The sequence below is a fragment of the Sphingomonas sp. 10B4 genome, from assembly GCF_035019905.1.
Lineage (GTDB): Bacteria > Pseudomonadota > Alphaproteobacteria > Sphingomonadales > Sphingomonadaceae > Sphingomonas > Sphingomonas glacialis.
In genome coordinates, this window is sequence record NZ_JASJVC010000004.1 from 88,334 (window position 1) to 102,310 (window position 13,977).

The 13,977-nt window shown below is 67.3% G+C and carries 12 protein-coding genes; 1 reads left to right on the plus strand and 11 read right to left on the minus strand.

Going from position 1 to position 13,977, the window contains the following annotated elements:
* Window positions 1–29: 29 nt before the first annotated feature.
* From QN347_RS02315 to QN347_RS02355, 9 genes are all read right to left on the minus strand, one after another.
* Window positions 30–317: a DUF3325 family protein gene (locus tag QN347_RS02315; protein WP_322160107.1), complete on the minus strand. Its 288-nt coding sequence runs from the start codon at window positions 315–317 to the stop codon at window positions 30–32.
* A complete protein-coding gene (locus tag QN347_RS02320; RefSeq protein ID WP_322160106.1) occupies window positions 314–1,855 on the minus strand; it encodes a PepSY-associated TM helix domain-containing protein in 1,542 nt (513 codons plus the stop codon). Before QN347_RS02320 ends, QN347_RS02315 begins: the two co-directional genes overlap by 4 nt.
* Window positions 1,852–2,154 (minus strand): hypothetical protein, encoded by a 303-nt coding sequence (locus QN347_RS02325; RefSeq protein ID WP_322160105.1) that lies wholly within the window; start codon window positions 2,152–2,154, stop codon window positions 1,852–1,854. The genes QN347_RS02320 and QN347_RS02325 overlap by 4 nt, the downstream gene beginning before the upstream one ends.
* Before the next feature lie 18 nt (window positions 2,155–2,172).
* On the minus strand, window positions 2,173–4,305 hold the full coding sequence (locus QN347_RS02330; RefSeq protein ID WP_322160103.1) for a TonB-dependent siderophore receptor: 2,133 nt from the start codon (window positions 4,303–4,305) through the stop codon (window positions 2,173–2,175).
* A 75-nt stretch (window positions 4,306–4,380) separates the two neighbouring features.
* Complete coding sequence (locus QN347_RS02335; protein ID WP_322160102.1) at window positions 4,381–5,628, minus strand: adenosylmethionine--8-amino-7-oxononanoate transaminase; 1,248 nt, start codon at window positions 5,626–5,628, stop codon at window positions 4,381–4,383.
* Complete coding sequence (bioD, locus tag QN347_RS02340; protein ID WP_322160100.1) at window positions 5,625–6,251, minus strand: dethiobiotin synthase; 627 nt, start codon at window positions 6,249–6,251, stop codon at window positions 5,625–5,627. Before bioD ends, QN347_RS02335 begins: the two co-directional genes overlap by 4 nt.
* The gene (locus QN347_RS02345) at window positions 6,248–7,369 is read right to left on the minus strand and encodes an 8-amino-7-oxononanoate synthase (RefSeq protein ID WP_322160098.1); all 1,122 of its coding nucleotides are present in this window, start codon (window positions 7,367–7,369) and stop codon (window positions 6,248–6,250) included. Before QN347_RS02345 ends, bioD begins: the two co-directional genes overlap by 4 nt.
* Window positions 7,370–7,555: 186 nt before the next feature.
* On the minus strand, window positions 7,556–8,536 hold the full coding sequence (locus tag QN347_RS02350; protein ID WP_322160097.1) for an aldo/keto reductase: 981 nt from the start codon (window positions 8,534–8,536) through the stop codon (window positions 7,556–7,558).
* 57 nt (window positions 8,537–8,593) lie between these two features.
* Complete coding sequence (locus QN347_RS02355) at window positions 8,594–8,794, minus strand: hypothetical protein (RefSeq protein WP_010187745.1); 201 nt, start codon at window positions 8,792–8,794, stop codon at window positions 8,594–8,596.
* A 161-nt stretch (window positions 8,795–8,955) separates the two neighbouring features.
* Between QN347_RS02355 and QN347_RS02360 the strand changes: the two genes are divergently transcribed.
* Complete coding sequence (locus tag QN347_RS02360; protein ID WP_416194459.1) at window positions 8,956–11,064, plus strand: AsmA family protein; 2,109 nt, start codon at window positions 8,956–8,958, stop codon at window positions 11,062–11,064.
* A gap of 148 nt (window positions 11,065–11,212) precedes the next feature.
* Here the strand turns inward: QN347_RS02360 and QN347_RS02365 are convergent, their stop codons facing one another.
* Together QN347_RS02365 and QN347_RS02370 are read right to left on the minus strand one after the other, a co-directional pair.
* On the minus strand, window positions 11,213–11,674 hold the full coding sequence (locus tag QN347_RS02365; protein ID WP_322160096.1) for a hypothetical protein: 462 nt from the start codon (window positions 11,672–11,674) through the stop codon (window positions 11,213–11,215).
* Between the two features lie 35 nt (window positions 11,675–11,709).
* A complete protein-coding gene (locus tag QN347_RS02370) occupies window positions 11,710–13,782 on the minus strand; it encodes a catalase (RefSeq protein WP_322160094.1) in 2,073 nt (690 codons plus the stop codon).
* Between the last annotated feature and the right edge of the window lie 195 nt (window positions 13,783–13,977).

The following is a 13,977-nucleotide window of genomic DNA, read 5'->3' on the forward strand; positions in this document are numbered from 1 at the left end:
CGCCGTTCTGTCCAGCCCGAAGCGCGATATCAGCCGCGCAGCCGCCGCGCCGGGAGCGGGATGAAGTTCAAGGCGGCAAAGGCCAGCGCGGCCCCGCTGATGATCGACGCGAACCAGCCGATTGGGCCGAACACCGCGCCCCACGCGATCATCGACAGCGCGAATGCCAGCGCGAGGAGCGTCCACGCGGTTGCGCGCAACCTGATGGCGCGGCCCCGCGGACACGCGCGCCGGTAGCGCTTGCCGTGATGCTGGTCGGTCGCCAGTCCGAACAGCACGAAGGCGAGGATAGCAGCAATGAAGGGGAGCGCGGTCATGCGCGCGCCTGGCTGCGCGATCGGCGTCGCGCGGGCACATGCAGGTGAACGCCGCGCGCGATCGCGGCATAGGCAAGCCCGAGCGCGAGCAGCGTCAGGTCGACACCGGCGAGCGTGGCGTCACCCGCCGCGATCGTCGCCGGCAAGCCGCGCGCGGTCGCGAGCATGTCGAACAGCGGGAGCGCGAGCAGCAGCGCTGCGGTCAGCGCGAGTTGCTCGACCCAGGCGCTCCGCGGGCGGCGGAGAAAGGCGTGGAGCAGCAGCGCTCCCCAGAGCACGAACATCGCATTGATCTCGGCCTCGGCGCGCGCCGGGAGGGTGAGCGGCAGGAGGCGGTTCGCCCACAGGAAGCCCACCATCGCCGCCGGGAAGCCCGCGACGAAACCGATATTGAGCCGCTCGACCAGGCGGAAGCCGAACGGCGGGCGCGACGGATCGGGCAATTTCTCGCGGCGCTTGACGCTCCACAGCACCAGCCCGCTTGCGACCATCACCGATCCGCCGATGCCGCACAGGAAATAGACCCAGCGGATCACGGCGTCGGCGAAGCGCCCGGCATGGACCCCGATCATCGCGCCCGCCGTCACTGCGGCCGCGCCCGGCAGCGGGGAGGCCCAGAGCAGGCGTCCGCTCACGCCGTCATAGGTCAGCCGCGGCGTCAGGCTCGACAGCGTGCCGTGGTTGCTTTGCGACAGCAGGATCCGCGCCGAGGCATCGCCCGGTGCGGTGACGCTGATGATATCGACCGGCGCGCCGAGCCGCCGCTCGCCATCGCGCAGCACAGCGGCAAGATCGACCAGCGGCGCGGGCCGGTCGGCACGCGGGACTGCCGGAGCCTCGGGATAGAGCAAGCGACCCAAGCTGAAGGGGGCGCTGTAATTGGCGACCGCTGCCCACGGCATCAGCAGCGTCATCAGCGTGACGAGCCCGGTATAGGTGATCATCAAGTGAAACGGCAGGCCGAGCACTGCGACGGCATTGTGCCCGTCGAGCCATGAGCGTTGCCCCTTGCCGCCACGAAAGGTGAAGAAATCGCGGAAGATCTTCTTGTGCGTCACGATCCCGCTGAGGATCGCGACGAGCATGAACATCGCGCAGATCCCGACGATCCAGCGCGCGACGTAATACGGCACGTAATGCAGGTCGAAGTGGAAGCGGTAGAAGAAGTCGCCGCCGAGCGTCGCGCGCGCCACGACCTTGGCGCCATTGGCGTCGATGCGCGCGCTGGTCTCGCCGGGCGTGGGCGGCGCTTTGGCGCCCGGCACCCAGAAGACGCTGCCGCTCGCCGAGCGCGTGCTCGGCACGGTGATGAACCAGCTTGCGGCGTCAGGGGCTTCGCGGTGTAGCAGCAGCTGCGCGCCGCGGACGACGCGCGCTGGCTGCTCGATCGGCGGGAGTTCGGGTTGTGCCCAGCGGTTGAGCGCCTCGCGCCAATAGGCCGCGGTGCCCGTCACGAACACGATGAACAGCACCCAGCCGACGAGCAGTCCCGACCAGGTGTGGAGCGTCGCCTGGCTCTGCCGGAAGCCCTTGCTCACGCGCGACCCGTCAGCGCGATCGACCCGAACGCGATCGCCGCGGCGATGCTGCCGCCGAGCAGCGTCGTCCACGCCGCGCGCCAGCCGCTCCGCGCGGCGAACGCCCACATCGCGGTGAAGGCGCACAGCGCGAACGCGACGAGCGTCGCGGTGAAGGTCGCCTCGGCTGGCCCGCCGGGCAGGATCCGCGCGAGCGCCATCGCCCACAGGCTCGCCACCGCATAGCCGCCGGGCATGGCGACGACGACGCGCAGCGCGGTGTCGGCGCGGTGTCGCCAAACGCGTCGGTCGTGGTTCATGCCCTGCCGCATCTGCCCTCAGAACCGATAGGCGATCGTGCCCTGCACGGTGCGGCGGTTGCCGTACCAGCACCAGGCATAATCGAGGTAGCAGGTCGTGACATACTTCTTGTCGAAGATGTTGGCGGCGTTGACCCCGAGCGAGACGCCGGCAAAGCGCGGCGCGATTGTGCCGAGATCGAAGCGCACCAGCGCGTCGACCAGCGTGAAGCCCGGCGTGCTCGTCCGCGCAGCACCACCGGCATAGATGCTGTCGACATGGCGCACCGCGCCGCCGATCGCGAAGCCCTGCCACTTGCCGTCGCGTGGTGCCCATTCGAGATTGCCCGACATGCCGCCGCGCCCGACGCCGAGGATCCCCGCGCCGATATTGGCGGGGTTGGCGTCAGCGGTGGTGCGGACCTTCTGGCGGCTATAGGCGAGTTTCGCGTTGAAGCCGTAGGGCAGGGGGGCGCTCGCCTCGACCTCGACGCCGCTCGAGCGGACCCGGCCGCTCTGCGTCGAGACGTTGGTGAGCGGGTTGGTGGTGATGAGGTTGGTCTGGTCGATCTGGAACCATGCGCCGGCGACGAGAATCTGCGTGCTCGGCACGGTATATTTCGCGCCGGCCTCGATCTGCTTGCCCTCGGATGGCTTGGCGACGGTGATCACGCCGTTTGGCTGCGTCAGCGTACCGTTGGGTTCGAACGAGGTCGAATAGCTGACATAGGGCGCAAGCCCGAACGGCAGCGTGTAGAGCGCACCGGCGCGATAGGTGAACTTCTGCGAGTCCTGCGACGCGGTGTTCGGTCCGGTGCGGACCGACGCCCAGTCCTGCCGCCCGCTCAACAGCACGCGCAAAGCGCCGTACGAAAGCTGGTCTTGCGCATAGACGCCCGCCTGGTTCGAGCGGGGCCTGTTGTCGTTCAGGCTGAAAGAGTTCGGCACCGCCGCCGGGCTCTGCGGCACGACCATCGTGCCATAGACCGGGGCATAGCCGTTGAGCGGGGTCGCCGAGCCGAAGGCGTTGATCGAGCGCGCGGTACCGGTCTGGTAATCGACGCCGAACAGCACGTCGTGCTTCACCGCGCCCGTGGCGAACCGGCCATGCACCTGGTTGTCGAACACCCAGGAGTCGCTGCGCTCGCGCGTCGCGTAGGAGGCGCGGTTGTAAAGCGTGGAGTTCGGGTTGGCAGCGGCGACCAGCGATCCTGCGGCATAGACGATCCCGAGCCGCGCGGTGCCATGCTGGTAGCGGCCCGAGGCGCGGATGTTCCAGTCGGGGTTGATCTCGTGCGTCAGGATATAGGTCGCGGCGACCTGCTCGCGCTTGAAGTAATTGCCGGGCTCGCCGAAATCGGTCGAGGTTGCGAGCTTGCCGTTGGGGTTGGGCAAGAAGGTGCCCGACGCCGGGAACACGCCGTAGCTGCCATTCTGCGGATCGTTCGAATAGGCGCCGAGCAGCGTCAGCTTGGTCGCAGGATCGAGTTTGAAGGTCAGCGCGCCCGACACCGTCTGGCGCTCGCGCGCGCTGAAGGTCTGCTGCGTGTGCGCTCCGTTGACGCTGCCGTTGATCCGCCACAGCACCGAATCGCCGATCTTGCCGCCGACATCGGCATCGGCGCGGTACAGGTCGTAGGTGCCGTAGGTGCCCGACACCGCACCGTAGAGCGGCTTGTCAAGCGGCAGTTTGCTCGACAGCGCGACGAGGCCGCCGGGGCCCGACTGGCCGTAGAGCACCGAAGCGGGGCCCTTGATCACTTCGATCCGGTCGAGCCGTGAGACGTCGATCTGGGGCTCGAGATAGCTTGCCCCGCCGATCAGCTTGAGCCCGTCGAGGAATTGCGGTGCATCGAAGCCGCGCAGCTTGAACTGGTCATAGACTTCGGCGCTCGATCCGCGCTGCTCGGTGGTGACGCCGGCGACGAAGCGTAGCGCCTGGTTGAGGTTCGACAGGCCGAGATCGGCGATGTCGGCGGCGCTGATGACGCTGATCGATTGCGGCGTCTCGGCGATCGGTGCCGAGCTCTTGGTGCCGGCGGTGGCCTCGCTGCTTGGGCGCGCGCCGGTGACGACGATCGCGGGGCCGTCCTCGGCTTCGTCCTCCGCCATCGCCGGTGCGGCATAGACGGCGGAGCTCAGCAGCACTGCGGAGATGACAAAACGCTTCATTCACTGGTCCCTTTGGTGTCACGGGGCCTAGTGACGTATTTGCGAACGCTTATCAATAGCGTTATCAAGAAGGCGTCAGAGCCTCTCGCTCGCCTCGGCGATCGCGCTATAGATTTCGCCCAGGCTGGCATCGTCGATACAGTAGGGCGGCATGACGTAGACGGTGTTGCCGAGCGGACGGAGCAGCAGGTCGCGCTGTTTGAAGAACGCGAGCAGCCGCGGGCCGAGGCCATCGAGATAGGTGCCCGTAGCGCTCGCCAGTTCGAATGCCGCGATCGTCCCGCAGACGCGGGCATTGTGGATCGTCGGCAGTAGGCGCAACTGCTCGGCCCAGCCCGCCTGGCGCTGCGCGAGATCGGCGATGCGATCGAGCACGGGCTCGGTGCGCCAGATTTCGAGATTGGCGTTGGCGGCGGCGCACGCGATCGGGTTCGCGGTGTAGCTCGACGAGTGGAAGAACATCCGCGAGCGGTCTTCCGAATAGTGCGCGTCGAAGATTTCGGCTGTCGCCATCGTCACCGCGAGCGGAACCGCGCCGCCGGTCAGCCCCTTCGACAGGCACAGGATGTCGGGCACGACGCCGGCTTGCTCGCACGCCAGCAGCGTGCCGGTCCGGCCCCACGCCGTCATCACTTCGTCGGCGATGAACAGTACGCCGTGGCGCGCACAGATCGCGCGCATCTCGGCGAGCACGCGAGGCGGATAGAAGAGCATCCCGCCCGCGCCGAGCACCAACGGCTCGAAGATGAACGCGGCCGGCGCGGCGCGGCACGCCTGCTCTAGCGCATCGAGCGTTGCTTGCTCGGCGCCAGCGGCGGGGTAGGGGATCGTGCCGACATCGAACAGCAACGGCGCATAGGCCTGGTTGTAGACGCCGCGCGCGCCGACCGACATCGCGCCGATCGTGTCGCCGTGATAGCTGTGCTCGAGCACGAGGATGCGGTTGCGCGGTTCACCGCGATTGGCGAAGAACCCGAGCGCCATCTTGAGCGCGACCTCGACCGCGGTCGATCCCGAATCCGAGAAGAAGACATGCTCGAGTGCGGGCGGCATGATCTCCACCAGGCCTTGCGCGAGCGTCTCGGCGGTCTCGTGCGTCCAGCCGGCGAAGATGATCTGGTCCATCTTGCTCGCTTGATCGGCGATCGCCGCCATGATCGCGGGATGGCAATGGCCGTGCGTCGTCACCCACCACGACGAGATCGCATCGATGATCCGGCGGCCGTCATCGGTGTAGAGAAACGCGCCCTCGGTGCGCGTGACGCGCGGGATCGTCTCGCCGAGGCCGTGCTGCGTGAACGGGTGCCAGACGGGCGAGCTCATCGGAAATCCTCAAGCGAGAAATGCGCAGCAAAGGCGGCGGCGAGCGCCGCGCGGTCGAGCGTCGGCAGCATCGGCAAGCGGCCGAGGCGGCGGACGTCGCCGATCCGCGCGATCGTCGCCTCGCTGTCCTCGACCGGCTCGCCGATAAAGGCCACGCCGAGGATCGGCACGCCGCGCGCGCGCAGCGCCTCGATCGAAAGCAGGCTGTGGTTGATCGTGCCGAGCGCGGTGCGCGCGACGAGCACCACGGGATCGCCCCAGCGCGCGAAGATATCGGCGTAGAGCGTCGTGTCGTTGACCGGAACGAGCACGCCGCCCGCGCCTTCGATCACCATCGCGCCATCGTGCGGCGGCGGATCGAGCGCGTCGGCATCGATCGTCACGCCGTCGATCCGTGCCGCGCGGTGCGGCGAGCACGGTGTGACGAGCCGATACGCCTCGGGCAGGATATGGCTCGCGGGCAGGCCGCTCAGCGCCGCGACGCGCGCGGCATCGCTGCCGTCGTCGAGCCCGGTTTGCACGGGTTTCCAATAGGACGCGCCGAGCGCTCCGGCGAGCGCGGCGGCAAAGACCGTCTTGCCGATGTCGGTATCGGTGCCGGTGACGACGATGCGGGGGATCATGACAAAGCTTCCAGGCAAGTGGCGAGACGGTCGATATCGGCGATGTCGACGTTGAGCGTGATCGAGATGCGCAGCCGCGAGCTTCCCGGCGGCACCGTCGGCGGGCGGATGCCGCGCACGTCGAAGCCCGCCGCCTGCAGGCGCGCGGCGAGCGCCATCGTCGCTTCGGCGTCGCCGACGATCAGCGGAAGGATCTGCGAGCCCGTCACCGTCGCCCCGAGCGGCGCGAGCACTTGGCCGGCATGGGCGATCAGCGCGTCGAGCCGCGTACGGCGCTCGGGTTCGTCGGCGAGGATGGCGAGCGCGGCGCGCACCGCGCTTGCCATCAACGGGGAGGGGGCGGTCGAAAAGATGAAGGCGCGCCCGCGATTGATCAGGAAATCGCGCACCACCGCTGGCCCGCACACCAGCGCGCCCTCGCAGCCGAGCGCCTTGCCGCAGGTGCGCATCGTGATCACGTCGGCGCGTCCGTCGAGCGCGGCAGCCAAACCGCGGCCGTCGGGGCCGAAGACGCCGGTGGCATGCGCCTCGTCGATCAGCAGCATGCCGCCGTGGCGTTGCGCGATACCGGCGAGATCGGCGAGCGGGGCCTGGTCGCCGTCCATGCTGTAGAGGCTCTCGACCGCGATCCACGGCGTGCCCGTTCCGCCCGCGCGGCGCCAGGCGGAGATCGCGTCGTCGAACGCCTGGGCGTCGTTATGTGCGACGCCCTGTGCCGGTGCGCGCGCGAGGCGCATTCCGTCATGTGCGCTGGCGTGGATCAGCGCGTCGTGCAGGATCAGGTCGCCGGTCTGCGGCAAAGTGGCGAACGAGGCGGCGTTGGCGGCAAAGCCACTCGAAAAATAGAGCGCGGTCTCGCTACCGAAGAAGGCGGCGGCTTCGGCTTCGAGCGCTTCGTGCTCGGGATCGTTGCCGCGCAGCAGCCGCGATCCGCCCGAGCCGATCGATACGCCGCGGTCGAGCGCCGCTGCGACGGCTTCGCGCAGGCGCAGCGAGGCGGCGAGACCGAGATAGTCGTTCGAGGCGAAATCGATCCCGGCGCGGGGGGAGAGGCTGCGGCGGCGGTGGGACTGGCCAAGCGATTCGAGATCGCGGGCGTGGGCGGCGAGGACGGACATCGCGCACGCCCTAACGCGGTTGACCGCGTCGCGCGATGGGGTTGCGATTAGAAGCGATCGCCGTCGCCCGCCTTATTCCCGTCATCCCCGCAAAAGCGGGGATCCCGCTCCTGGCCCGCGGTGCGCAGGAGAAGCGGGACCCTCGCTTTCGCGAGGGTGACGGGGGGCAGGATATGGGGGTGGCGCTCAGGAAAAGCCCACCACCGCATGCGGCACGTACGGTTCTTCGAGCCGCGCGATCTCGGCCTCGGTCAGCCCAATCTCGAGCGCCGCCAGCGCGTCGTCGAGATGCGCGAGCTTCGATGCGCCGACGATCGGCGCGGAAACCTCGGGCTTGGCCAGCACCCAGGCGAGCGCGATCTGCGCGCGCGCCACGCCGCGCTCGGTCGCGATCTCGGCGACGCGCTCGACCACGCGGCTGTCGGCATCGGCGGTGTGGCGATACAAGGTCGCGCCGAACGCGTCGGTCTGCGATCGCTCGGTCGCATCGTCCCAGTCGCGCGTCAGCCGGCCGCGCGCGAGCGGGCTCCACGGGATCACGCCAATCCCTTCGGCGGCGCAGAGCGGCAGCATCTCGCGCTCCTCCTCGCGGTAGAGCAGGTTGAGATAATTCTGCATCGTCGCAAAGCGCGTCCAGCCATTTGCCTCGGACGTGTGGAGCATCGTCGCGAACTGCCAGGCGAACATCGACGAGGCACCGATATAGCGCGCCTTGCCGGCCTTGACGACGTCGTGCAGCGCCTCGAGTGTCTCCTCGATCGCGACTTCGGGGTCGAAGCGGTGGATCTGGTAGAGATCGACATAGTCGGTGCCGAGCCGCGTCAGGCTGGCATCGATCTCGGTCAGGATCGCCTTGCGGCTGAGCCCGGCGCCGTTCGGGCCGGGACGCATCCGGCCGTGCACCTTGGTCGCGATCACGACCTCGTCGCGGCGCGTGAAGTCCTTGAGTGCACGCCCGACGATCTCCTCCGACGTGCCGTCCGAATAGACATTGGCGGTGTCGAAGAAATTTATCCCGGCTTCGCCCGCCTTTTGCAGGATCGGGCGGCTGGCCGCTTCGTCGAGCGTCCAGGCGTGGGTGCCGCGATCGGGCACGCCGAAGGTCATGCAGCCGAGGCACAGCCGCGAGACGTCGAGCCCGGTCGCGCCGAGTTTGATGTAATCCATGTGCGCTCCTCGCTTGGTGTCGGATGGCCAACGAACCAGCGGCGAGAGCGCTCCGGCTTATTTCTTGGGTGTGACCCATACCGAAACCGGCACGACGAACTTGCCGGGCGCAGGCTTGCCGACATCGACGCGGTCGGCGGTGACGAGTTCGCCCGAGGTGAGCGTGAAGGACGCCCAGGGCTTGGGCATACGGCCGAAGACCATCTTCTGGATAGGCTCGCCGGTGGCGGAATTCATGATCGTTGCGGTGACACTCATGGCGGCGCGTTAGCGAGCGAGCGGCGCGCCTGTCCAGCGGTGTGCGACGAGCCGGCACTTTTCCGGTCAAGCGGCGTTCAGTTGTCGCGGCTATGGCTGTGTTCAGGACCAGGGTGAATGCCCGAAACGAAGAAGCCTCGCGCCATGCAGACCAAACGACCGTGACCGAGATCCCTGCCGCCACGGCGACCACGCCCGAAGGCGACCGCGCGACTGTCGAGACACCGGCGCGGCGCCGCTGGCGCATCGTGCGCAATGTGCTGCTCGCGATTCTGGCGGTGCTGTTCGCGATCTGGCTGGTGCTCTACATCACCAAGGGGCGCTTCCTGAAGCCGACCTTCGAACGTGTCGTGGGATCGCTGACGCATCGCACCGTCGGCGTGCGGGGCGATTTTCAGCTGTTCTTCGATCCGTTCCAGATCAAGTTCCTCGCCGAGGGGCTGACGATCTCGAACCCGTCCTGGGCGAGCAAGCCAAATCTGTTCGAGGCGAAGAAGATCGACACGCGGATTGCGCCGCTGTCGCTGCTGTTCGGCAAGCGTCGGCTCTATTTCCTCGATCTCGCCGACGGCGCGGTCGATCTCGAATGGAGCCCCGACCACAGCACCAACAGCTGGACCTTCAGCCAGACCAAGGGCGGCAAGCCGCTCGCCTTTCCGACGATCGACCGCGCGACGCTCGCGGGTACGACGGTGCGCTATCGCGACACGCGGATGCGGCTGCTTGCCGATCTGACCTTCGCCACGATCAAGTCGACCGACGCGAAGATCGGCGACAAGGTCGATTTCACCGGCAATGGCGTGGTGCGCGATACGCCGTTCACGCTGACCGGCGCGTTGCTCTCCCCCGACCAGACCGTGGCGCGTGGTGCCAACACGCTGACGATGACCGCGCACGCCGCACACAACGTGATCGATGTCGCGGGCACGCTGCCGAGCCTAGCCGAGATCGAGAAGGTCCCGCTCGACGTGACGGCGCGTGGGCGCAACATGGCCGAACTGCTGCATATCATCGGCGTCACCATTCCGCAGTCGCGCACCTATGTCCTCAAGGCGCAACTGGTGAAGACCGGCACCACCTATGCCTTCACGCATCTGCGCGGCCGCTTCGGCGCGAGCGATCTAGCAGGGCGCTTCACGGTCGAGAATATCGCGCCGCGCATCCACATCGCCGCGACGCTGGCGAGCAAGAAGGTCGACATCATCGATCTCGCGCCGTTCATCGGCTACAATCCTGATCTGATCGCGGCCAAGGGCGTCCAGGCGGCAGCCGCCGCTACGGGTGCCGCACCGGCGCGCCTGCTGCCCGACGCGTCGCTCGATATTGCCGCGCTCCACGCGTTCGATGCGGATCTGAAATGGACGGTCGGCACGGTGCGGTCGAAAAACGTGCCGGTCTCGAACATCGACCTGACGCTCGCGCTCAAGGACAGCGTGCTCAAGCTCTCGCCGCTGACCTTCTCGATGGCGCGCGGCACTGTCGCGTCCGACATTATCCTCGACACGCGTCGCCGGCCGACCAAGGCGAGCTACGACATCCGCCTGGCCTCGACCCCGATGGGGCGGCTGCTCGCCGGGTTCGGCGTTGCCGAGGCGGGGACGACGGGGACGATCAAGGGGCGGATCCAGCTCGTCGGCAGCGGCGACAGCCTCCATGATTCGCTCGCCAATGCGAACGGAAGGATCGCGTTCGTGATGCCCGCCGGCAGCTTCTGGACGCGCAACGTTCAGTTGAGCGAACTCGATATCGGCACCTTCGTCCAGAAGATGTTCCAGGACAAATTGAAGGAGCCGGTGCGGATCAATTGCGGGCTGGTCGCCTTCACGGTGCGCAAGGGCGCGGCGGCGGCCGATCCGATCCTGATCGACACCAGCAAGAACGTGATCGCGGCGACGGGCGGGTTCAGCTTCGGGACCGAGGCGCTCGATCTCGCCTTCCGCGCCGATGGCAAGAAGTTCAGCCTGCTTTCTGCGCAGTCGCCGGTCGGGCTCAACGGTCATTTCGCAAAGCCGGGGATTTCGGTGATCAGCCCCGATTTGATCGGTCGCGCGGGGACCGGGCTTGGGCTGGCGCTGCTCGCCACGCCGCCGGCAGCGTTACTCGCGTTTATCGACGTGGGGGATGCCAAGGCTGCAGCCTGCTCGCCGATCCTCTTTGCAAAGCCCGCCGCGGCGCAGCGCACGACCAAGGGCAAGCCGCGAGATGATGTCGGCAACGGCACGCCTGAACAGGGCGCTGGCAAGCGGAAGAAGTTCCTGGGGATTTTCTGAGGAGGCGCCTCGGTCACAGCACCCCGGCGAAGGCCGGGGCCCAGGGGTGGAGGCTCCAACGGCGCGTGCAACGCGCTCTTTCAGAACGCTCGCCTCTGGGCCCCGGCCTTCGCCGGGGAACGATGCGGGAAAAGTCGGAGCTAGCCCGTCAGCGCGCCTTGCGCAGCCGCTTTGCATTCCCGGTCGCCGCCTTGTGCACCGGCGCGACCACATCGCGGCCCATCTTCGCGCTCGTTTCGAGCGCTGTCAGGGCGTGCATGCTTGAACGTTCGGACAGCGCGGCAAGTTCGAACAGCGTCGGTAGGCGGCCGCGCAGCCACATCGCGCCGAGCTCCTGTGCCTGCGCGACATAGCCCGCCTGCAGCGTCATCCACGCCTGCATGCCCGCCGTCCCGGATGCCGAGAAGGCGGCGACTTTCTCAGGCACCATCCGGCCGAGCTCGGCATAATCACCGCTGAGCGGCGAACGCATCGCTTCGCCGATCGTGTTGGTGCGCGAGGCGATCACCGCGTGCGAGGCGGTCGCGGTTTCGCTCAATCGCTCGCCGGTCGCACCGACCGACCCCCATGCCGACATGACACGCGTCCAATAGGCAAAGGGGTTGATCATACGGTGCATCCCGATAGAGGCCGCAGCCCTAGCGGCTAGGCGAGGGTACGGACGTTAGGTTCCCGCGCATAGAAGCGCTTGGCCGCAGCGGCGATGAAGGCCTTGTCGAGACCCGTCACGCCTTCATCGGCCTCGACGCCGGCCTTGTCGAGCAAAGGCTTCGCCGCGTCGCTCGCGCCGACCGCCTTGAGATGCCCGAACGCGTCCATCACCCACTGGACGGCTGCGCCCTCCTTGAGCATCGCCGCGGCTCCGTCCTTCGACAGCACGACCGCTGCCGCATCGAACAGCTGCGACGGCGAACCGGCGAGCTGGCCATCGGCCTTCTTCATCGTCCCGTCGGACAGCTTTGCGCCGCCGACCTTGGGCGCGACGAGGAAGGGTTTCGCCTTCGCCTTGGTGATTGCCGCGACCAGCGTCTCGAGCTCGCCCGCATCGGTGCCATCCGCGATCAGCACGCCGACGGTCCGCCCTTCGAGCGTCGCCTTCATGTTCTTGTGGATCGACAGCGCGTCGGACGGCTTCATGTCGACCGGCTCGCGCGCGGCTTTCGCCTTCTTGGGCAGCGGGATGCCCAGCCCGTCGGCGACGCGCTTGGCGAACGCCTCGTCGACATTGCGCAGGTTCGCCAGCATCCGCGGCGGGACCTGATCGAGCGTCCCGACCTTCGACAGCTCGAACACGAACGACGATGCGATATGTGCCTGCTCGCTCTCGGTCTGCGAGTTCAGGAACAGCCGTGCCTGGCTGTAATGGTCGCTGAACGTCTCCGAGCGGATGCGGAGCTTGTCGCCAGTCTCGTTCGGACCGGTCGCGGCATTGACCGTGGCGAAGCCCTTCGGGCTTTCGCGCGGGCCGCCTTCCTCGCCATGTGCGCCGAGGCTGTTGGGCTCGTAATTCGCCCGACCCTTCGGCACCTGCGTCTGCATCATTCCGTCGCGCTGGAAGTTGCCGAACGGGCAGCGCGGCGCGTTGATCGGGATCTGGTGGAAGTTGGTCGTGCCCAGACGCGACTTCTGCGTGTCGAGGTACGAGAACAACCGGCCCTGCAGCAGCGGATCGTTCGAGAAATCAATGCCGGGCACGATGTTGGTCGGCAGGAAGGCGACTTGCTCGGTCTCGGCAAAGAAGTTGTCGACGTTGCGGTTGAGCACCATCCGACCGATGATCCGCACGGGGATGTCGTCCTCGGGAATCAGCTTGGTCGAATCGAGCACGTCATAGGGCTGCGCGTCGGCGAAGGCCTGGTCGAACACCTGGATACCGAGCTCCCATTCGGGGAAGTCGCCACCATCGATCGCCTCGAACAGGTCGCGGCGGTGATAGTCGTTGTCGGCCGCCTGAAGCTTGAGCGCCTCGTCCCAGATCGTCGACTGAATGCCGAGCTTGGGCTTCCAGTGGAACTTGACGAAGCTCGCCTTGTCCTCGGCGTTGACCAGCTTGAAGGTGTGGATGCCGAAGCCTTCCATCATCCGCAGCGAGCGCGGGAGGGTACGGTCGGACATCGCCCAGAACAGCATGTGCGTCGCTTCGGGGGTGAGCGATGCCCAGTCCCAGAAGGTGTCGTGCGCGCTGCCGGCCTGCGGATAGCCACGATCGGCCTCCATCTTCACCGCGTGGATCAGGTCGGGAAACTTGATCGCATCCTGGATGAAGAACACCGGGATGTTGTTGCCGACCAGATCCCAATTGCCTTCGCGCGTGTAGAGCTTGACGGCGAAACCGCGCACGTCGCGCGGGGTGTCGACCGAACCCGATCCGCCCGCGACGGTCGAGAAGCGGACGAACACTTCGGTCTTCTCGCCCTTGGTGAACACCGCGGCCTTCGACAGGTCCGAAATGTCATCGGTCGCCTCGAAATAGCCGTGCGCGCCCGAGCCGCGGGCGTGGACGATCCGCTCGGGGATGCGCTCATGGTCGAAGTGGAAGATCTTCTCGCGCAGCACGAAATCCTCGAGCAGCGTCGGCCCGCGCTCGCCCGAGCGCAAGCTGTTCTGGTTGTCGGAGATCGGCACGCCGTGGTTGGTGGTCAGCACGGCATCGCCCTCGCTGGCCTGTTGGTGGGTCTCGCCCGCGTTGCCGCGGATTGTCTCGGGGGTGGTGGCCATCTCATGTCTCCGGGAAAAATATCGTGCGCTGTCGACAAGCGCGCGCCAGCGCGCCCATTCGGAAAACCTCGCGGTCAAGGAACGACCCGGCCGCGGATTCTTTCCGCCGCAATCGCAATATATAGCCTGACTCATTGAGGAGCCGGAAAAGAGGTTGCGTTGTGGTCCGGAAGCGATTCATGTTCCAACATGATC